The organism is Streptomyces eurocidicus (genome assembly GCF_002891295.1).
GTDB classification, from domain to species: domain Bacteria; phylum Actinomycetota; class Actinomycetes; order Streptomycetales; family Streptomycetaceae; genus Streptomyces; species Streptomyces eurocidicus.
Genome location: NZ_LGUI01000001.1, coordinates 1038468 through 1058686 on the forward strand (window position 1 = coordinate 1038468; position 20219 = coordinate 1058686).

Below are 20219 nucleotides of genomic sequence, written 5' to 3' on the forward strand. Positions count from 1 at the left end.
AACCGCCGGTCCGTCCCCGACCTGGCGAATGGTCCGCTTTTCAGCACTGTCGGCAGTGTGTACCGATTGCCATGATTAGGGGACTATCAGGGGCCCTTATACGACTTACGGCGTGTGTGGAGGAACCACCGTGCCAGGGGGCCGGCACGGGGGCGGCGCGGTTCGGGGCGGCTCACACGATCGGGGGCCGGCCGTCGAGCGGGCGTCCGAGGAGACCGGGGCGGCGCTGCCAGGGCCGGGGGCCGCCGGGTGGCCGGTAGTCGACGCCGAGGGCGTCAAGGCGGGCGTAGTGGGCGGTCATTCGGCGCTCGAAGCCGGCGTAGTCGCGGTCGGCGGGCGCGGGCAGCGCGGACCAAACGGCCTCGGCGAAGGCGGCCAGGCGCGGGAACGCCTGGTAGTCGACGCGCTGCTGGGTCTCCGTCACCTCGGTCCAGAGGTTGGCCTGGGCGCCGATGACGCGCGCGGCCGCCTCCCCGGTGAGCTCCGGCGGCACGGGCTCGAAGAGGTAGACGTCCTCCAGGGTGCGGACGTAGCCGATCGGCACGGGTTCGTCGGGCCCGGCGGCCTGCCGGTGGTCGAGGTAGACCCACTGCTCGGGGCACATCACCACGTCGTGCCCGGCCTCGGCCGCGGCGATGCCGCCCGCGTAGCCGCGCCACGAGGAGACGGTGGCGCCGGGCGCCAGGCCCCATTTCGTCGCCCCGCCTCCAGGCGCTCCGGCTCCAGGCGCCCCACCTCCAGGCGCTCCGCCTCCAGGCGCCCCGGCCCCCTGCCGGCGCTCCTCGTCGCGCGGCGGCTCTCCCCCGGGCTCCGGCTCCGACTCCGCCCGGGAGGCGCCCCCGCTCGCCCCCTCCGCCTCGTCGCTTGCGGCAGGGGCACCCTCCAGGATCTCGTCCCAGCCGACGAGCCGCCGGCCGCGCGCGGCGAGCCAGCGGTCGAAGTGGCGGATGAACCAGCTCTGCAGCCCGTCCTCGTCGCCCAGCCCCTCCGCCTCGATGCGGGCGCGGGCGGCGGGGGACGCCTTCCACTGCTCCTTGGGGCACTCGTCGCCGCCGAGGTGGACGAAGACCGAGGGGAAGAGTTCGAGGACTTCGGTGAGGACGTTCTCGTAGAAGGCGAGGGTGTGGTCGGTGGGGGCGAGGACGTTAGGGCTGATGCCCCAGGTGTCCCAGACGGACAGGGCGGCGGTGTCGACGACGTCGGTGTTGCCCAGTTCTGGGTAGGCGGCGATGGCGGCCTGCGAGTGGCCGGGGACGTCGATCTCGGGGACGACGGTGATGTGCCGTTCGGCGGCGTACGCGACGATCTCGCGGATGTCGTCCTTCGTGTAGAAGCCGCCGTGCGGCCGCTCGTCCCACAGCGGGGACGCCCGGTGGCCGAGCTTGGTGCGCGCCCGCCAGGCGCCGACCTCGGTCAGCCTCGGGTAGCGCTCGATCTCCAGGCGCCAGCCCTGGTCGTCCGTCAGATGGAGGTGGAGGACGTTGAGCTTGTGCGCGGCGAGCAGGTCGAGGAAGCGCAGCACCCCGTCCTTGGGCGTGAAGTGGCGGGCGACGTCGAGGAGGACGCCGCGCCAGCGGAAGCGGGGCGCGTCCTCGACGGCGGTCATCGGCACCGGCCACTCCCGCCGGCCGGTCACCGGCGCCCGCCGGAACGCCTCGGGGCCCAGCAGCTGACGCAGGGTCTGCGCGCCCAGGAAGACCCCGGCCGCGCCGCCGCCGTCGATGGCGATTCCGTCACCCTCGACACGGAGCCGGTATCCCTCCGGGCCGAGCTCGCGCGCCACGTCCGGGGACACGCGCAGGACGATGCTGTCGTGGTGCTCGCCGGCGTCGTCCCCCGCCTCGGGCAGGGGCAGGCCGGTGGCCGCGCCGACCGTGGCGCGCAGCCAGCGCGCGACGCCCTCCGTGCCGGGCCCGGCGCCGACGGCGGTGTGCTCGTCGAGGACGAAGACGCCGTGGGGCGGGATCCCGGTGACGTGGCGGGGCAGCGGGACCAGGCCGGGCCCGTGGCCGGGTTCCCGCTCCGTCCCGCGGCCGGACCGGTGGTCGCTTCCGTGATCGGTCATGACATCAATCCTTCACCGCTCCGCCCAGGCCCGACACGAGCCTGCGCTGCACGAGTACGAAGAAGACCAGCACCGGCACGGTCATGACGGTGGACGCCGCCATGATGCCGCCCCAGTCGTTGCCCTCGTCCTTGAAGAAGACGAGGAGCGCCATCGGCAGAGTGGAGTTCTCGGTGGCGCTGATGATGAAGGACTTCGCGAAGAGGAAGTCGTTCCAGGTCGAGATGAAGGAGAAGACGCTCGTCGCCATCAGGCCGGGCAGTACGAGCGGGAAGAGGATCCGCCACAGGAAGCGGGCGCGGCTCGCGCCGTCCAGGTAGGCGGCCTCCTCCAGTGCCTCGGGGACGGCCCGGACGAAGCCGCGCAGCATCCAGACGGCGAAGGGCAGGGAGAACGCGAGGTGCGGCAGGATCAGCGAGCCGAGCGTGTTGAGCCCGATGCCGGGCACCGTGCCGCCCGCGTCCCGCAGCAGGAAGAACAGCGGGATGGTCAGCGCCTCGACCGGCACCATCTGGGCCACCAGGAACATCACCAGCAGCGTCGTCCGGAAGCGGAACCGGAAGCGGGTCACGGCGGTGGCGGCGAGGAAGGCGACGAGCCCGGAGGCGACGACCACGGTCCCCGCGACGAGCAGGCTGTTGAGGAAGTAGCGGCCGAAGTCCTGCTGGTCGAAGACGCGCCGGAAGGCGTCCAGCGAGGGCCGCAGCGTCCAGGGGCGCGGCGCGGCCGACTGGACCTCGGCCGCGGGCTTGAAGGCCGCGAGGACCATCCAGTACAGCGGGAAGGCCACCACGGCGGCGACGAGCAGGGCCGCCGCCTCGGCGGCGAGCCGCCAGGGGCGGCGGATCCGGAGGGCGTTCATATCTCCTCCCCCTGACGGCGCAGCAGCCGCAGGTAGCCGAGGGTGACGGCCAGCAGGATCAGCAGCATGACCACGCCGATCGCCGAGCCGAGGCTGTACTGCGAGGACGCGAACGCCTTCTGGTAGGCGTAGACGTTGAGGGTGAGGTTCTGTCCGGCGACGCCGCCGCCGTTGGTCATCACATAGATCTGGGTGAAGATTTTGAAGTCCCAGATGACGGACTGGACGGTGACGACGACGAGGATCGGCCGGAGCATCGGGGCCGTGACCCCGCGCCAGATCCGCCACTGCGAGGCGCCGTCGAGGGCCGCCGCCTCCAGCACCTCGGCGGGGATGGCGCGGAGACCGGCGTAGACGGTCACCATCACGAAGGGGAACGAGCACCAGACGACTTCGAGGAGGACGAGCCCGAAGGCGCTGTAGCGGTCGTACGTCCAGGAGTGGCCCTCGAAGCCGGAGAGGCCGAGCGCGCTCAGGGCGGAGTCGACGGGGCCGAGGTCCGGGTCGAAGAGGAAGAGCCAGACCGTGGAGCCGGTGACGGCCGGGGTGGCCCAGGCGCCGAGCGCGGCGAGCATCAGCGCGAGGCGCGGCAGGGCCCGTACCCGGGTGAGCAGGACGGCCAGCGCGCAGCCGACGGCGAGCGTGGCGAGGACGCAGGCCGCGGCGAAGACGACCGTCGCGAGGAGGACCTGGCGGAACTGGGCGTCCCGGAAGAGCTCGGTGTAGTTGCCGAGCCCCTGGAAGGACGTGGGTTCGCCCCCGCTCACCTGGGCCTGGGTGTATTCGAGGAAGGAGATGAGGCCGAGCTGGTAGAGGGGGTAGACCAGCAGGCCGCCGATGAGGACGAGCGCGGGGGCGAGGTAGAGCCAGGGCGTCCAGGCGCCGGGGCGGCGGGCGCGGGACGGACGGGACGCGCGGGACGTGTCGGTGGCCGTCATTTCCGGAACGCCTCGTTCATCTTCTTGGCGGCGCCCGCCGCGGCCGCGTCCAGGCTCCGCCGGCCGCTGACGATCTCCTGGAACATGACCGGCAGCACCTGCGCGGCGTCGACGGCGGCCCAGCCGGGCGTCACCGGGACCGTCCGGGCGCCCGCGTCGAGCGTGGCCACGAAGGGCCGGACGAAGGGCTGCCGGCGGGCCGCCGCGGCCCGGACGTCGGTGTAGGTGGGCAGGAAGCCCATGGCGTCGAAGAGGTCGGCCTGGGCGCGCTTTCCGGCCAGGGTCCTCATCAGCTCCACGGCGAGCGTGCGGTGGGAACTGCTCTTGAGGACGCCGAGGTTGTTCCCTCCGGCGAACGCCGGGGCGATGGTGCCCTCCGCCGCACCGGGCAGCGGTACGACCGCGTAGGCGCCCTTGACCTTGCTGTTCTCCATGGCGCGATGGCTGAAGTCACCCCCGATGGCCATGGCCGCCTTGCCGGACGCGAACGACTCGACCGTGGCGTTGCCGCCCCTCTGCGCACAGCTGCTCGGCGGGCAGTTGTCGTCGCCGAAGAGGGCCGTCCAGGCGGCGATGCCCTTCTTGGTCCGCTCGTCCGTGAGCGTGGAGATGTAGCCGCGGCCCTTCTTCTCCGCGACCCCGCCGCCGTGCGCCCACAGGAACGGCAGCGCGCCGTAGGTGTACGCCCCGCCGACGGCGAGCCCGTGGAGCGCGGGCCGCTCCCGGTGGACGCGGCGGGCGGTGGCGGCCAGTTCGTCCAGGGTGCGCGGCGGGCGCAGGCCGAGCTCCGCGAAGACGTCGGTGCGGTAGTACAGCGCCCGGACGCCCACGAACAGGGGCGCCCCGTAGACCTTGCCGGCCACGGTCACCGACCGGCGGGCCGCGGGGTCGGTGTCCTTCGCCTCGGCCCAGGCGGCGACATCGGCCGTGACGTCGGCCAGCCCGCCGTCCCGCACATAGCCGGCGGTGTCGGTGTTGCCGTACTCGATGAGGTCGGGGGCGCTGCGCGGGTCGTTGAAGGCGGCCTTGACGCGCTGGGCGCGGGTCTCGACGGGGATGTAGGCGACGTCGACCCGCACCCCCGGGCGGTCCTTGGCGAACGCGGCGACGGCCCGGTCGACGACGGCCGCCTTGGGGGCGTTGTCGACCTCCCGGAAGAGCCAGATCCGCAGGGTGCCGGTGTTCTTGTCGCCCCGGCCGCCGGGGACGGCGGTCGAGGGGGCGCAGCCGGCAGCGGCGGTGAGCGCCGCGACGGCGAGGCCGAGCGCCCGTAAGCCCCGGGGCGTACGGGCGGTACGGGGCGTACGGGCCCTGCGAGCGGTCCGCCGGCCGGGTCCCGGGGCGGGCGGTGGTGGTGACAGCGACGCCATGGGCTCCCCTCCCATGTCGAGGCGTTGCAACATACGCAACGCACGTTTCACGGTGCACAACTGAGAGGAGGCTAGGGGCGCCCGGCCCGCCGGACAAGAGCAAAACGGCCCCTGGAGCGCGATCACGCGCTCCAGGGGCCGTGGGAACCCTGGGAAAAGCCCGGAGGAGAACTCCGGTTACTTCTTGTCGCCGCCCTTGCCGCCCTTGTCCTTGTCCCCGCCGGCGCCCATGCCGTCGAAGATCTCCTTGCACATGGGGCAGACCGGGTACTTCTTCGGGTCGCGTCCGGGGACCCAGACCTTGCCGCACAGCGCCACCACCGGCGATCCGGAGAGGGCGCTCTCCATGATCTTGTCCTTCTGAACGTAGTGGGCGTAGCGCTCGTGGTCGCCGTCGCCGTGCGACACCTGCGGCGTCGGCTCTACGAGGGTGCCGGTCCCTGCCCCGCGCTCGGGCTCAAGAGTGCTCATGGTTTCCAAGAGTACTGGGGGCCGGGGCCGACAGGCCGTTCGCCGGGCACGCCTGTCACCGCCCGGCACCGGAGCCGCCGCCGGCCGGGCCGCCGGGGCGCGGAGGGCGGCGCGCGCGGCGCGCCCGGGCGGTCAGTTCAGACTCGGGTCGTCCGGGTAGGTGGCGACCATCGCCAGTTCGTTGCGCTGGCGCCGCAGCACCGCCCGCCACAGCTGCCCCGGCTCGGGCGAGGAGACGTCGCCCGGCTCGGACTCCACCACGTACCAGGCGCCCTCGACCAGCTCCTCCTCCAGCTGGCCGGGCCCCCAGCCCGCGTACCCGGCGAAGATCCGCAGCGAGCCCAGGGCCGCTGCCAGCAGCTCCGGCGGGGCCTCCAGGTCGACGAGGCCGATGGCGCCGTGCACCCGGCGCCAGCCGAGCGGGCCGTCACCGGTGCCAGCGCCCTTCGCACCCTTCTCATGGGCCTCTCCCGGCACCACGCCCACCCCGAGCGCGGAGTCCAGCGAGACCGGGCCGCCCTGGAAGACCACGCCCGGCTCGCCGGTGAGGGACGCCCACGACTCCAGGATGTCGGCCACCCCGACCGGGGTCGGGCGGTTGAGGATCACGCCGAGGGAGCCCTCCTCGTCGTGGTCGAGAAGCAGCACCACCGCACGGTCGAAATTCGGGTCAGCGAGCGCCGGTGTCGCGACAAGCAGCCGTCCTGTGAGCGAGGACACCTCGGACATGGGCACATGATCCCGCATTTCGGGCCGTTGCGAAGGGTGGACGGCCACTCCGGAGGGACATGGAGCGCCGGAATCCGGGCAGGGAGCGCCGGGAAGGGGAAAAGCGCGGCCACGGAGATAACCGGTAGCGACCATTCCATTAACGCAGCGTGTTGTTGCGAAGCCATGACATACCCGGAGGCCCCTTACACACACAGGAGCGCCCTCCGGTCGCATTACCCTTTCTTCTTGCCCCCCTGCCCAACTCCAGGAACGCGAGATCCATGACCGGCCCTGACGATGTACTGCTTGTCCACGGCGGCACCCCGCTCGAGGGTGAGATCCGTGTCCGCGGCGCGAAGAACCTCGTGCCGAAGGCCATGGTCGCCGCGCTGCTCGGCAGCGGACCGAGCCGGCTGCGCAATGTCCCCGACATCCGCGACGTGCGGGTGGTCCGCGGTCTGCTGCAGCTGCACGGTGTGACGGTCCGCCCGGGCGACGAGCCCGGCGAGCTGATCATGGACCCCTCCCATGTGGAGAGCGCCAACGTCGCCGACATCGACGCCCACGCCGGCTCCTCGCGCATCCCGATCCTGTTCTGCGGCCCGCTGCTGCACCGGCTGGGCCACGCGTTCATCCCGGGCCTGGGCGGCTGCGACATCGGCGGCCGGCCGATCGACTTCCACTTCGAGGTGCTCCGCCAGTTCGGCGCGACCATCGAGAAGCGCGAGGGCGGCCAGTACCTGGAGGCCCCGCAGCGGCTGCGCGGCTGCAAGATCCGGCTGCCCTACCCCTCGGTCGGCTCGACCGAGCAGGTGCTGCTGACCGCCGTTCTGGCGGAGGGCGTCACGGAGCTGTCCAACGCGGCCGTCGAGCCGGAGATCGAGGACCTCATCTGCGTACTGCAGAAGATGGGCGCGATCATCTCCATGGACACCGACCGCACCATCCGGATCACCGGTGTGGACTCGCTCACGGGCTACAACCACCGCGCCCTGCCGGACCGCCTGGAGGCGGCCTCCTGGGCGTCCGCGGCGCTGGCCACCGAGGGCAACATCTACGTCCGCGGTGCGCAGCAGCGGTCGATGATGACCTTCCTCAACACCTACCGCAAGGTCGGCGGCGCGTTCGAGGTCGACGACGAGGGCATCCGCTTCTGGCACCCGGGCGGCTCGCTCAACGCCATCGCGCTGGAGACCGACGTCCACCCCGGCTTCCAGACGGACTGGCAGCAGCCGCTGGTCGTGGCCCTGACGCAGGCGTCGGGCCTGTCGATCGTCCACGAGACGGTGTACGAGTCCCGGCTCGGCTTCACCTCCGCGCTCAACCAGATGGGCGCGCACATCCAGCTCTACCGCGAGTGCCTGGGCGGCTCGGCCTGCCGCTTCGGCCAGCGCAACTTCCTGCACTCGGCGGTCGTCTCCGGCCCGACCAAGCTGCAGGGCGCCGACCTGGTCATCCCCGACCTGCGCGGCGGCTTCTCGTACCTGATCGCGGCGCTGGCCGCCCAGGGCACGTCCCGGGTGCACGGCATCGACCTGATCAACCGCGGCTACGAGAACTTCATGGAGAAGCTGAAGGAGCTGGGCGCGAACGTCGAGCTGCCGGGCGGCGCGGACGCCTGACGGCCACCACCCCCCACCGGGCCTCGCGCCCGGCCGGGGATCCGGGGGTCGCCCCCGGGTGAGCACAGCGAGCTCCCCGCGGCACGGACGCCTGACGGCCCCCCACCAGGCCCCGCGCCCGGCCGGGGATCCGGGCCCCCGGCTGACACAGCCGGCGACGGCTCTGAGCTGCGAAGCTCTGGCGCGGCCCTGACGGCCCGTAAGCGCCTGTACCGACCACGGAGGTCGGTGCGGGCGCTTTCGCGCGTCTACGGGCCCTTACAGGCCCTTACGGGACCCGGCACGGTCCCCGCAAGGCCCCGGCAAGCCAAAAGGGCGGCCACCCCCGTGGGGTGGCCGCCCTTCGCGCTGAGGGACTTACTTGCCCTTGGCGGCTTCCTTGAGCTTGGAGCCCGCGGAGACCTTCACGCTGTAACCGGCGGCGATCTGGATCGGCTCGCCCGTCTGCGGGTTACGAGCGGTGCGAGCGGCACGGTGGGTGCGCTCGAAGGTCAGGAAGCCGGGGATGGTGACCTTCTCGTCGCCCTTGGCGACGATCTCGCCGACGGTCTCGGCGAGCGCGGCCAGGACGGCGTCGGCGTCCTTGCGGGTCACCTCGGCGCGGTCGGCCAGCGCGGCCACCAGCTCACTGCGGTTCATGTTGTACTCCCGTGTTCTTCTTGCCAATGAGGCGTGAGATCGAAGCCGATGCTGCCAGGGCCCTCGGACAGTCCCCGGACCCGGGTCTGTTGCCAGACCCTCGCGCCCGGTTACGCATCCTGCCCCCACCAGTGGCGGGAAAGCCAATCCGGCACCCTGGAGAGTCACACGGAAAGCGGCACAGCCTCGGATACAGCCGCATTTCCGCGGCCTGATTTCTGCCCGTCACCTTATGGGCAGGTCGCGGGCCCGGAGGCCCGCGACGCGCCGTCGTCAGACGGTCGTGGTGCCCGTCACAGCCGTGCCGGCGGCCTTCGCGGCCTCCCGGACGGCGCCCGCGACGGCACCCGCGACCTTGTCGTTGAAGACGCTGGGGATGATGTAGTTCGCGTTGAGTTCGTCCTCGGCGACGACGTTGGCGAGGGCGCCGGCTGCGGCGAGCATCATGTCGGTGTTGACGGTGCGGGACTGGGCGTCGAGGAGGCCGCGGAAGACGCCGGGGAAGACCAGGACGTTGTTGATCTGGTTGGGGAAGTCGGAGCGGCCGGTGGCGACGACGGCGGCGCTCTGGCGGGCGATGCCGGGGTCGACCTCGGGGTCGGGGTTGGCGAGCGCGAAGACGATCGCGCCGTCGGCCATCGCGGCGACGTCCTCGCCGTTCAGGACGTTGGGGGCCGAGACGCCGATGAAGACGTCGGCGCCGCGGACGGCTTCCTTGAGGGTGCCGGTGATGCCCTCGGGGTTGGTGTTGTCCGCGATCCAGCGCAGGGCCGTGGCGGGGCCGGCGTCGACGAGGTCGGCGCGGCCGGCGTGGACGACGCCGTGGATGTCGGCGACGACGGCGTGCTTGACCCCGGCGGCGATCAGGAGCTTGAGGATGGCGGTGCCGGCGGCGCCCGCGCCGGACATGACGACCCGTACGTCGCCGATGGACTTCTCCACCACGCGCAGGGCGTTGGTCAGGGCGGCGAGGACGACGATGGCGGTGCCGTGCTGGTCGTCGTGGAAGACGGGGATGTCCAGGGCTTCGCGCAGGCGGGCTTCGATCTCGAAGCAGCGGGGGGCGGAGATGTCTTCGAGGTTGATGCCGGCGAAGCCGGGGGCGATGGCCTTGACGATCTCGACGATGGCGTCGGAGTCCTGGGTGTCCAGGCAGATCGGCCAGGCGTCGATGCCGGCGAAGCGTTTGAAGAGGGCGGCTTTGCCTTCCATGACGGGGAGGGCGGCCATGGGGCCGATGTTGCCCAGGCCCAGGACGGCGGAGCCGTCGGTGACGACGGCGACGCTGTTGCGCTTGATGGTCAGGCGGCGGGCGTCCTCGGGGTTCTCGGCGATGGCCATGCAGACGCGGGCGACGCCGGGGGTGTAGATCATGGAGAGGTCGTCGCGGTTGCGGATGGGGTGCTTGGACGCCATCTCGATCTTGCCGCCGAGGTGCATCAGGAAGGTGCGGTCCGAGACCTTGCCGAGGTGTACGCCTTCGATGCCGCGGAGTTTTTCCACGATCTCGTCGGCGTGGGCGGTGGAGGTCGCGGCGACGGTGACGTCGATCCGCAGCTTCTCGTGGCCGGAGGCGGTCACGTCCAGACCGGTCACCGATCCGCCGGAGGACTCCACGGCCGTGGTGAGCTGGCTGACCGCGGTCCCGCTCGCGGGAACCTCCAGCCGGACCGTCATCGAGTACGAGACGCTTGGCGCCGTTGCCATGGCCGACTTCCTCTGCTTTCCCTTGTTTCACTTCGTACGCCCGCTCGGGGTTCACCCAGGGCGAGAGCAACGATGGTCGCACCTACCAGCCGGTAGGGGGTAACCAGCCCCGGATTCCGGAAGGAATATTCCAGCAACCGGGAAGGGGAGGGACGGTCGGGACGGATGTGGTTCCGGTGACTTCTCATGGATCCAAAACCACCCCGGAACCGCCCTGGAACCACTCCGGAACCACCCTGGAACCACTCCCAATCGACCACGGAAACGCTCCGGAGAGCGCCCCCTGATACACCGACGGGCGCCCTTCCCCAGGAGGAAGGACGCCCGTCGACGGTCGTTCAGGTGACACCGGCCCGCCATGCTCGCCTCGCGGCAAGTGGTCGCTCGAAGCGACTAAGGTTGGGCCCGGGGGCTTGGATCGAGCCGGTGCCACACCCAGGCTAACAAACCGTTCCGGGAAGTCATTCCAGGAGCGGAAGTTCGGCCCCGAGAACGTCGGATCCCGTCCGGGGCGGGCCCCTTCGGACCCTCCCCGGACGGCCCCGCAGCCGGCCCCGCCGGTCAGTCCCGGAGCAGGTCCGGCACCCCGTCCGCGTCCGGGTCGTCCCGCTCGCCGGAGAGCACCGTCAGCCGCTGGGTGGCCCGGGTCAGCGCCACGTACAGCACCCGCAGCCCGGCCGGCGACTCGTCCGCGATCTCGGCGGGCGTGACCACGACCGTCGCGTCGTACTCCAGCCCCTTCGCCTCCAGGCTGCCCAGCACCACGACCCGGTCGCCCAGCCCGGCCAGCCAGCCCCGCGCCTGCGCGCGGCGCCCCATCGGCACGACCACGCCGACCGTGCCGTCGACGTCGCCCAGCAGGTGCACCGCCTCGGCCCGTACGGCGGCGGCCAGGTCGTCGCCCGCCACCGCGAACCGCGGCACGACGCCCGTGGACCGCACGGCCGCCGGCGACTCCATGCCCGGCATGGCCAGCGCCAGGACCCTGGCGGCCAGTTCGGCGATCTCCGCCGGGTTGCGGTAGTTCACGGTGAGCCGGAACCGGGTGCGCCGGCGGGCGCCCAGCGCCTCGTCGCGGGCGGCGGCGGCCTCGTCCGGGTCGGACCAGGAGGACTGCGCCGGGTCGCCGACGATCGTCCAGGTGGCGGTGCGGCCCCTGCGGCCCACCATCCGCCACTGCATGGGCGTCAGGTCCTGCGCCTCGTCGACGATGACGTGCGCGTAGTCCCGGCGCTCCTCCGCCAGCCGCTCGGCGCGCTCCCGGCGTGACTCCGAGCGCTGCGGCATCAGCTCCTCCAGCCCCGTCAGATGGGCCAGCGGGTCCGCCTCGCGCGGCTGCCGGGGCCGGGCCGGGGCGCCGAGCAGCGTCTCCAGCTCGTCCAGCAGCGCCACGTCGTGCACCGACAGCGGGCCGCGGCCCGCCGCGTCCAGCCGCTTGAGCGAGCGGGCCAGCAGCCGCACCTCGCGCGGGTTGAGCACCCGGCGCGACCAGCGGGAGAGCCGGCGCTCGTCGGCCATCGCGGCGAGCACCCCGCGCGGGGTGAGCTCGGGCCACCAGGCGGCGAGGAAGCCCAGGAAGTCGTCCTCGGTCGAGACGTCCTCGTCGAAGGCGCGCCGGGCCTCGGCGGCGAGCTCGGGGTCGGTGTAGCGCTTGGGGCCGCCGGCCCGCGACCACAGGGCGTCGAGGACGAGCCGGCGGGCGCGCGGGCGCAGCAGGTTCACGGGCGCGGTGCCCCCGAGGGCGGCGTTGCGGATCCGCTTGAGCTCCTCCGCGCCCAGTTCGAGCCGGGCGCCGAAGGCGACGACGCGCAGCCGGTCCGGCGGGCCCTGGGGTCCGCCCGTGGATCCGTCCGGGTCGTCCAGCGGCAGTTGGCCGTCACGGTCCTTGGCCCGCCCGGCCGGCGCGCCCGTTCCCTCCAGTACCCCTCGCACCGCCTTGCGCAGCACTTTGAGCATCCGCGACGAGCCCTTGACGCGGGCGACGGCGGGCTCGTCGTACGTATCGGCCTCGGCGCCGTCGACCAGGGAGCCGACGGCGCGGATCGCCACCTGCCCCTCCTCGCCCAGCGAGGGCAGCACGCCCTCGGTGTAGGCGACGAGCAGCGGGGTCGGCGAGACCACGAGGATGCCGCCCGCGTAGCGCCGGCGGTCCTGGTAGAGGAGGTAGGCGGCGCGGTGCAGGGCCACGGCGGTCTTGCCGGTGCCGGGGCCGCCCTCGACCTCGGTCACCGACGCGGCGGGCGCGCGGATGACCATGTCCTGCTCGGCCTGGATGGAGGAGACGATGTCCCGCATGGTGTGGCTGCGGGCCTGGCCCAGCGCGGCCATCAGCGCGCCGTCGCCGACGACCGGCAGCGCGGCGCCCGCCAGGGTGGCGGTGAGCTCCGGGCGCAGCAGGTCGTCCTCGACGCCGAGGACCTTGCGGCCCTTGGAGCGGATGACGCGGCGGCGGACGACCCGGCCGGGCGCGACGGGCGTGGCGCGGTAGAAAGGCGCCGCGGCGGGCGCCCGCCAGTCGATGACGAGCGGGGAGTAGTCGGAGTCCAGGACGCCGATGCGGCCGATGTGCAGCGTCTCGGCGATCTCGGCCCGGTCGTCGCTGACGGCGTCGTCCGCGGGCTCGACGGAGGTGTAGGCGCCGTCCGGCCCCTTCTTCCCGTCCTTGCCGAGGAGCAGGTCGACGCGGCCGAAGAGGAAGTCCTCGAACTCGCTGTTGAGCCGGTTGAGGTGCACCCCGGCGCGGAACACCTGGGCGTCCCGCTCGGCGAGCGCGCCGGGCGTGCCGACCTGTCCGCGTTTGGCGGCGTCGTCCATGAGGAACTCGGCCTCGTGGATCTTCTCCTCCAGGCGTCGGTACACCCGGTCGAGATGCTGTTGTTCGGTACCGATCTCCCGGTCACGGACCCCGTCGGGCTCCGTCTCCGGTCCGGTCGCCACGTGTGCGTGCGTGGCGTTCTGCGCGGCCACCCAAGCCCCCTTCTGCTGTGCCTAGGGCAGCCGTCAACCGTACGCGAACAGGGGTACTGAGCGCACCTGTCAGGACATGACGGAATTAGCCGGTTTCGGGACCGGTTCGCGGAAGGGGTGCCGAACAGGACCGGTCAGGGCCAGGCAGTGCTGGACAGGGCCGGACAAGGCCGGTCAGCACGGGACAAGGCCGGTCAGAGCCTGACCGTCGCCAGCAGCGTGCCGTCGAGCGTACGGACCTCGAAGCGCGAGATGTCCTGCCGGTTCAGCGCGGCGCCCCCGTGGGTGTACAGCGGCTCCCGGCCCCACTTCCCGCCCTCGTCCCCCTTCGTCCCCTCGCCGCTCCCGTCCAGGCCGTAGCCCCCGGGCGGCACCGCCCAGGTGGTGACCGTCTGCCGCTCGCCGTTCTTCCCCACGGCGACGAGGTCGCAGGTCCGCGGCCCCGTGACATGGCCGAGCCGGAGGGCCACATGGGTGCCCCAGGGCTTCGGCTGGAGCGAGACCGTCGCCTCGACCTCGGTCTCCGGGTCGACGGTGCCGATCTTCTCGCCCTCCTCGTACATCTGCTTGGCCGCGCTCACCGAGCCGTGGTCCGGCGCGTCCCGCTGGACGAGGGCCGCGCCGGCCAGCGGGCCCGCGACGATCAGGGCGGCGGCCGCCGCGGCGAGGCACAGCCGGCGGGTGCGGCGGGCCCGCCGGACGGTGGCGACCTCGCCGAGCAGCCCGTCGAGGAGCCCGGGGCCGGGCCGTGCGGTGAGCGCCCCGGGATCCGGCGTGGCCTCCTTGAGTTCGGCGAGGAGCGGGGTCAGCCCCATGAGGCCGTCCAGCTCGTCGGCGCACCGGTCACAGTCCGCGAGGTGCTCCTCGAAACGGCCGGCGTCCGCCTCGTCGAGCACGCCGAGCGCGTAGGCGCCCACGTCCGTGTGCCGGGCCGGCCCGGTCATGCCGTCACCCCCCGTTCCTCCAGCGAGAGCTTCATGGAGCGCAGGGCGTAGAAGACCCGGGACCGCACGGTCCCGGCCGGTATGCCCAGCGCCTCGGCGGCCTCGCTCACCGTGCGTCCCTTGAAATAGGTCTCTATCAACGCCTCCCGGTGCGCCTCGGAGAGGTCGCCCAGCGCGTCCGAGATGGTCATCAGGCGCAGCGCCCGGTCTATCTCGTCGGCCGCCGGGATCAGCTCCAGCGGTGCGGGGTCGACCTCCGGGGGCCGGGCCCGCCGGCTGCGGTGGCCGTCGATGACGATGCGCCGGGCGACGGTCACCAGCCAGGGCCGTACGGTGCCGGGGGCGCCGCGCAGCCGGTCGGCGTTGCGCCAGGCGCGCACCAGGGTCTCCTGGACGACGTCCTCCGCCCGCTGGCGGTCGCCGGCCACCTGACGCAGTACGAACGCGAGGAGCGGACCGGCGTGCTCCGCGTAGAGCGCCCGCATGAGTTCCTCGTCGGGACTCGTCCTGTCGGCCACGACGGCATCCTTGCGCACGGCGTTCCCCCGGGTCGATAGCGCGAGTCGGTCACCGCTGCCCTCTTCTACGTAGGGCACCGGCGCACGGTTCAGCGCCGGGCGGAGAATCCGGAAGCGGCCGCGCGAGCCCCCGCGCGTACGGGCCGGACGAACGGCGCCTGCACGAGGAGGGGACCGCGGGCGCGAGCCCCCCGCGCGTACGTACCGGACCCGCGCCGCGTTCAGCCCGGCCCGCGTGACACGGCCGACAGTCCGCGGCTGAACCGGACCCGGCCGCGAGCCGTACGAGAGGCGGGGCGGGCAGGGTGCCGGCGCCCCGCGCGAGGAGGTCGCCGATGAGCCGGAGCACCGTCGCACCGACCACCGGCGCGGCGCGCCCGTACGCGGCGCCGCTCCGGGAGTGAGCCCGCGGCGGGGCCGCGTCCCACACCCCGGCCCCGCCGCTGCCCGGCCCGCCACCGGTGTCCCCCGGCGGCAACCCCGCGGTCACCCCCGGCCGTTGACCAGCCGCCGCCGGTGGCGGGCCACCCGCTCGCGATTGCCGCACACCTCGCTGGAGCACCAGCGGCGCCGGTGCCCCCGCGAGGTGTCCAGGTAGACCAGCGAGCACGTCTCGCCCTCGCACTGCCGCAGCCGGCCGCGCGCCGCCGGGTCGGTGAGCAGCTCCACCGCGTCCCGGGCGACCCGGCCGACCAGCTCCTCGCAGTCGGGCTCGCCGGCCACCGCGCGGACCAGGGTGCCGTCGGCGGCGCGCACGGCCCGGGGCGCGGGCGGGGCGGTCGCGGCGAGGGCGTTGACGCGCTCCAGGTCCGGGTCGGCGGCCCGGCCGCCCACCTCGGCGTGGACGACGCGGTGCAGCAGGTCGCGGGCCGCGCGGAAGCGCGCGAGCCAGGCCGAGTCCACCCCGTCGAGCGGGGTGCCGGCCGGCACCACCCCCGCGCCGACGAGCCAGGCCCTCAGCCGCGCGGGGCTGTCGAGCCGCTCGACCGGTTCCTCGCTGAACCGGCCGCCGACCGTGGCCACCAGGTCCAGGCAGAGCCGCCCGGCGTCGAATCGCAGGTCATAGGGGGCCGTCGCCACCATGCGCCTGTCACCTTTTCCCTGTCTGCCCGTCCGCCGTGGCCCGCCGTGACGCGCCACGACGCGCCTTCGTGCGTCGTACGTCCTCGCATGTCCGCGTATCCGTCGGGTATCCCGCCGGGATCCGCTCCGCCCCCCGGGCGCGCGTGTTCCCCGGGCGCCCGGTGCGAGCCGGTACCCGGTCCTCCCCTCTCCAGGGTGCCCCTCGGGGCACGCCCCTGTAACCCCCCTGCCCCGCGCCCGGGCGCCCCGCCCCTCACCGTCCCGCCATCACCGCCGCGTCCTCCGCCGGCAGCCACGCCCCCGCGGGGCGGGTCAACCAACCATGCCGCGCGGCCAGTTCGCGGACGGCGGCGCGCAGCGCGTCGAGGCCCGGGTGCCGCAGGCCGCGCCGCCAGACCATCGAGACGGGCGACAGCGGCACCGGGTCGGTCAGCGGGCGCAGCACCATGCCCGGCACGTCCAGGAACTCGACGCTCGCCAGCACCGACCAGCCGCGCTTGCGGACGACGCGGACGAACTCCCCGTCGCCCTCGATCTCCGGGAAGGGCGCGGCGACGCCGATGCCCCGCCCCTCGAAGAGCCGCTCCGCGAGATCCGTCCACTCCGCCGTGGCCTCGTTTCCCGCCGCCGCGTAGAGGGTCTCGCCCGCCAGCGCCGCCAGCGGCACCTCGGGCAGGGCGGCGAGCCGGTGGCCCTCCGGCAGCAGGACGGCCATGGGCTCGTACCGTACGGGGACGTGGTCGAGGCGGGCCCGGACGGCCGGGTCGAGGCCGGCGAGCCGCCCGAACGAGACGTCCAGCCGGCCGGCCAGGATCTCCCGGGCCGCGCCGGTGAGACCGCTGTGGAAGCGGGCCACCAGCTCGTGGTCCGGGACCGCGAGGCGGGCCGCCGCCAGCACCCGGCCCGTGACGCCGACCGTCGCGCTGTCCACGATCAGGGGCCGCTCCCCGCGCGCGAACGCGGCGGCCAGCTCGTCGTGGGCGGCGAGCACCCGGCGGGCGTACGGGAGCAGCCGGGCGCCCTCAGCGGTGAGGGTGACCTGACGGGTCGTACGGACGAACAGTTCGGCGCCCAGGCGCTGTTCGAGGCGGCGGACGTCCCGGCTGAGGGCCTGCTGAGCGACGAACAGCCGGGCGGCTGCCCGGGTGAAGTGGAGCTCTTCGGCGGTGGCGGCGAAGGCGCGCAGCAGGCGCGGCTCGATGTCGTGGGGCACCCGCGGCAGTTAACAACAGATGTGCGTGAACGGCCACCGATCAGGTGTTGGACCGTGCCCCCGGCGCGCGGCGAGGGTGGACGCATGCCCCCGCGCCCCTCCCCCGCTCCGCTGCTCGCCGTCGCCGGCGGCACCCTCGTCGCCGCGCCCCGGCGCCCTCCGGGGCCCGTACGGCCCGCGCCGCGCGGCCCGTACGGCAGGCTCCTCGCCGTCCCCGGCGCCCGCGCGTTCACCGTCTGGAACCTGCTCGCCCGGCTGCCCATGGGCATGTCCGGGGTGAGCGCCGTCCTGATGATCTCGGCCGAGCGCGGCTCGTACGCGCTGGCCGGCGCCGTCACCGCGACCGGGCTCGGCGCGACGGCGGTCGTCGGCCCGTGGACCGCGCGGCTGGTGGACCGGCACGGGCAGGCCCGGGTGGCCGTGCCCGCCGCCGCGGTCGCCGCCCTGGGCTCGCTGGCCCTGGTGCTGTGCGTGCGGTACGACGCGCCCGCGTGGACGCTGTTCGCCGCGTACGCCGCGACCGCCACGACGCCCAACACCGGCGGTATGTCGCGCGCCCGCTGGGCCCACCTGCTGCGGGGCGACCCGGCGGCCCTGCACACCGCGAACTCCTTCGAACAGGCCGTGGACGAGGCGTGCTTCATGCTCGGCCCGGTCGTCGCCACGCTGCTGTGCACGGCCGTCCCCGGCTTCCCCGAGCTGGGCAGCCTGGTCGCGGCCGGGCTCTTCCTGTCCGGCGTCACGCTCTTCGCCGCCCAGCGCCGCACCGAGCCGCCCGCCTCCGGGGCGGTGCGCTCCGGGCGGTCGCCGCTGCGCGGCAACCCGGCGCTCGCCGTGGTCCTGGCCACCTTCCTGTGCACCGGGGCGGTCTTCGGCTCGCTGGAGGTGGTGACCGTGGCGTTCGCCGACGGGCTGGGCCACCGCTCGGCGGCGGGCGCCGTGCTCGGCCTCCAGGCGGCCGGTTCCTGCGCGGCCGGGCTGCTGTACGGGCTGACCCGCCCGGCGGGCCCGGTGGACCGCCGCTTCCGGCGCCACCTCGCGGCGATGGCCGCGATGGCGCTGCTGCCCCTGCTCGCGGGGGCGCTCGGCAGCCTGCTCGCGCTGGCCGGGGCGCTGCTGGTCGCGGGCGCGGCGACGGCGCCGACCATGGTCACCGGCATGCGCCTGGTCCAGGGCCTGACGCCCGCGGGGCGGCTCAACGAGGGCATGACGCTGGCCGTGACCGGCCTGCTCGGCGGAATCGCGGCGGGCTCGGCGGCGGGCGGCTGGTGCGCCGAGCACCTGGGGGCGGCCGCCGGTTACGGGGTGCCCGCCCTCGCCGCCGCCCTGGCCCGGCTCACCGCGGCGGGCGGGCGGTCGCGCGGGCCGTCCGGCGGCGGAGCAGCACCGCGCCCGTGACCACCACCACGGCCGCCGCGCCCGCGCCGGCCAGGACGGCGGGCGACGGCGCGTCCACCGAAGCGGACGTACCGGATCCGGTGACTGTGAGCCGTCCGGTCCGCTTCACCCGGCCATGGTGGCTGACGACGGTGACGGGGTAGCGGCCCGGTTCCAGGTCCTCCCGCACCCGGGCGGGCCCGAGATAGCGCGGGTCCTGCCCGTCGGCGGCCTTGCTGTCGTCACGCCGGAGCCGCACCGGGTGGGCGAAGGCCGGCGAGGTGGCGCGCAGCCGCTCCTCCTCCCCCGCGTCGGGCGCCTCGTCCTGCCAGAGCACGTGGACGGTCCCGCCGGCCGCGACCGCGTGGCCGTAAACGCGGGCCGCGTCCGGCCCCGGGGCGGCCGGGCCGCCGAAGAGGGCGGGGCCGCGCGCCCGGCCCAGGTAGTCCCGGTCGCCGGGCCGGGCGGCGCGCACGGTCAGCGGCCGTTCGTCGATCGCGCGGCCGCCGGGGCCGGTCAGCACCACCCGGTACGTGCCGTCCTCGAGCGCGGGCGGCAGCTCGGCGCTCCCGGCGAACAGCCGGGGGTTGTTCCAGTCGGGGCCGCCGGGGTCGTGGGCCAGGGAGACGGACGCGCGGAACGCCGAGGAGCGTACGGAGAAGGCCGTGCCGGTCTCGCCGGGGTACAGGTCGTCGTAGGCCATCCACAGCCGCTGCCCCGGGCGCAGCGGCCCGCCGGGCGACGCCACCGTGAACCGCGGCCGCCGCGCCGGCCCCACCTCCACCCGGTCCTCGGCGACGACGCGGCCGCCGGCCTCGACGGTGAGCGGATGGCTGCCGGGCCGGGCGGTCGCCGAGACGGCCGGGCGCGCGTGGTGGCCGCGTCCCTCGCCGGGCGTACGGGGCGCGTAGGGGGTCAGCTCGACGGGCCGGTCGAAGGCGGGGGAGACGACCCGGACGGCGACCCGCTCGGCCACGCCCCGCACATCGATGTCGATCAGCTCGCCGGGGCGGCTGTCGAAGGCGCCGTTGAGCAGCAGCTGCACCTCGCCGCCGCGACGGCCGTCGCCGGCATCCTGGCCCGCCGCCACGCCCACCGGCCACAGCACCCCGGCCACCGCCAGGGCCAGCACCTTCAGGATCCCCTTCACCGCACCCCCTCGTCGATCGCCACGGCCGCCCGGAGGCCGGGCGTCCGGGACCACCATGGAGTAACGACGCCGGGGAACGACAGAGGCCCCACCGCTGGTGCGGTGGGGCCTCTGCTCACATGGGATGAGGGGGTCCGGGGGGCATGCCCCCGGAGATACGGCGGGTGGACCGTGCTCGCGCTTCCTGCGAGCACGCTCCACCCGTTCACCCGTGGAGATGGCGGGAATCGAACCCGCGTCCAACGGTGCGGAATCAGGGCTTCTCCGTGTGCAGTCCACTGCGATTTTCTCGGCCCCGGAGATCACGTGGACAAGTCTCCGACGGGCTCAGTCACTGTTTGATTTCCCACTCGGTCCCGTGACCGGACCTAGTGGTTTAGTTCCCTAGCTGATGCCAGGATCCGGGTCGGGAACAGCCCCGGGCTGACACTTCGCAAGTCGCTACTTAGGCAGCGAGGGCGAAGGAATCGCGCTTGGTGTTGGCGATTATTGGTTGCGACATATGGTTTACGAGATCATTGCCGCTTCCTCGACACGCTTCCCCTGCTTCGACATCCGCTGTCGAAACCGATCATCCCCATG

Annotated in this window: 16 protein-coding genes and 1 other RNA gene; 2 read left to right on the plus strand and 15 right to left on the minus strand. The window is 73.8% G+C overall.

Annotated elements, in window-relative coordinates; genetic code table 11:
- Window positions 1-172: 172 nt before the first annotated feature.
- The 6 genes from AF335_RS04710 to AF335_RS04735 all read right to left on the minus strand — a co-directional run bounded on the left by AF335_RS04710 (window position 173) and on the right by AF335_RS04735 (window position 6435).
- The gene (locus AF335_RS04710; protein WP_102916913.1) at window positions 173-2065 is read right to left on the minus strand and encodes a beta-N-acetylhexosaminidase; all 1893 of its coding nucleotides are present in this window, start codon (window positions 2063-2065) and stop codon (window positions 173-175) included.
- A gap of 4 nt (window positions 2066-2069) precedes the next feature.
- Window positions 2070-2927: a carbohydrate ABC transporter permease gene (locus AF335_RS04715; protein ID WP_102916914.1), complete on the minus strand. Its 858-nt coding sequence runs from the start codon at window positions 2925-2927 to the stop codon at window positions 2070-2072.
- Window positions 2924-3865, minus strand: a complete 942-nt coding sequence (locus AF335_RS04720) for a carbohydrate ABC transporter permease (protein ID WP_102916915.1) — start codon at window positions 3863-3865, stop codon at window positions 2924-2926. Before AF335_RS04720 ends, AF335_RS04715 begins: the two co-directional genes overlap by 4 nt.
- The gene (locus AF335_RS04725; RefSeq protein ID WP_102916916.1) at window positions 3862-5235 is read right to left on the minus strand and encodes an extracellular solute-binding protein; all 1374 of its coding nucleotides are present in this window, start codon (window positions 5233-5235) and stop codon (window positions 3862-3864) included. Before AF335_RS04725 ends, AF335_RS04720 begins: the two co-directional genes overlap by 4 nt.
- 177 nt (window positions 5236-5412) lie before the next feature.
- Complete coding sequence (locus AF335_RS04730) at window positions 5413-5706, minus strand: DUF3039 domain-containing protein (RefSeq protein WP_078660579.1); 294 nt, start codon at window positions 5704-5706, stop codon at window positions 5413-5415.
- A gap of 132 nt (window positions 5707-5838) precedes the next feature.
- Window positions 5839-6435: a YqgE/AlgH family protein gene (locus tag AF335_RS04735; protein ID WP_102916917.1), complete on the minus strand. Its 597-nt coding sequence runs from the start codon at window positions 6433-6435 to the stop codon at window positions 5839-5841.
- 263 nt (window positions 6436-6698) lie between these two features.
- On the opposite strand from AF335_RS04735, the gene murA reads away from it, so the two are divergent.
- The gene (gene murA, locus AF335_RS04740; protein WP_102916918.1) at window positions 6699-8039 is read left to right on the plus strand and encodes a UDP-N-acetylglucosamine 1-carboxyvinyltransferase; all 1341 of its coding nucleotides are present in this window, start codon (window positions 6699-6701) and stop codon (window positions 8037-8039) included.
- A 357-nt stretch (window positions 8040-8396) separates the two neighbouring features.
- Here murA and AF335_RS04745 read toward each other — a convergent pair whose 3' ends face one another.
- The 7 genes from AF335_RS04745 to AF335_RS04780 form a co-directional block, all read right to left on the minus strand.
- Window positions 8397-8678 carry an HU family DNA-binding protein gene (locus tag AF335_RS04745; RefSeq protein ID WP_071961969.1) on the minus strand — a complete coding sequence of 94 codons (282 nt, stop codon included), beginning with the start codon at window positions 8676-8678 and terminating at the stop codon, window positions 8397-8399.
- 273 nt (window positions 8679-8951) lie between these two features.
- On the minus strand, window positions 8952-10385 hold the full coding sequence (locus AF335_RS04755) for an NAD-dependent malic enzyme (protein WP_102916919.1): 1434 nt from the start codon (window positions 10383-10385) through the stop codon (window positions 8952-8954).
- 561 nt (window positions 10386-10946) lie between these two features.
- Window positions 10947-13352 (minus strand): HelD family protein, encoded by a 2406-nt coding sequence (locus AF335_RS04760; protein ID WP_376697882.1) that lies wholly within the window; start codon window positions 13350-13352, stop codon window positions 10947-10949.
- 194 nt (window positions 13353-13546) lie between these two features.
- Entirely contained in the window at window positions 13547-14296 is a 750-nt protein-coding gene (locus tag AF335_RS04765) for an anti-sigma factor family protein (protein ID WP_102916920.1), read from the minus strand.
- Window positions 14293-14781: a sigma-70 family RNA polymerase sigma factor gene (locus AF335_RS04770; RefSeq protein ID WP_221505798.1), complete on the minus strand. Its 489-nt coding sequence runs from the start codon at window positions 14779-14781 to the stop codon at window positions 14293-14295. Before AF335_RS04770 ends, AF335_RS04765 begins: the two co-directional genes overlap by 4 nt.
- Before the next feature lie 519 nt (window positions 14782-15300).
- The gene (locus tag AF335_RS04775) at window positions 15301-15897 is read right to left on the minus strand and encodes a CGNR zinc finger domain-containing protein (RefSeq protein ID WP_102916922.1); all 597 of its coding nucleotides are present in this window, start codon (window positions 15895-15897) and stop codon (window positions 15301-15303) included.
- A 253-nt stretch (window positions 15898-16150) separates the two neighbouring features.
- Window positions 16151-17110 carry a LysR family transcriptional regulator gene (locus AF335_RS04780; RefSeq protein ID WP_102916923.1) on the minus strand — a complete coding sequence of 320 codons (960 nt, stop codon included), beginning with the start codon at window positions 17108-17110 and terminating at the stop codon, window positions 16151-16153.
- Between the two features lie 84 nt (window positions 17111-17194).
- Here AF335_RS04780 and AF335_RS04785 point away from each other — a divergent pair, with 84 nt between their 5' ends.
- Complete coding sequence (locus tag AF335_RS04785; protein ID WP_102916924.1) at window positions 17195-18508, plus strand: MFS transporter; 1314 nt, start codon at window positions 17195-17197, stop codon at window positions 18506-18508.
- Here AF335_RS04785 and AF335_RS04790 read toward each other — a convergent pair.
- Complete coding sequence (locus AF335_RS04790) at window positions 18447-19637, minus strand: hypothetical protein (protein WP_102916925.1); 1191 nt, start codon at window positions 19635-19637, stop codon at window positions 18447-18449. The two genes, AF335_RS04785 and AF335_RS04790, sit on opposite strands and share 62 nt — an antisense overlap.
- Window positions 19638-19846: 209 nt before the next feature.
- Window positions 19847-20216, minus strand: a transfer-messenger RNA (tmRNA) gene (ssrA, locus tag AF335_RS04795).
- Window positions 20217-20219 lie beyond the last annotated feature (3 nt).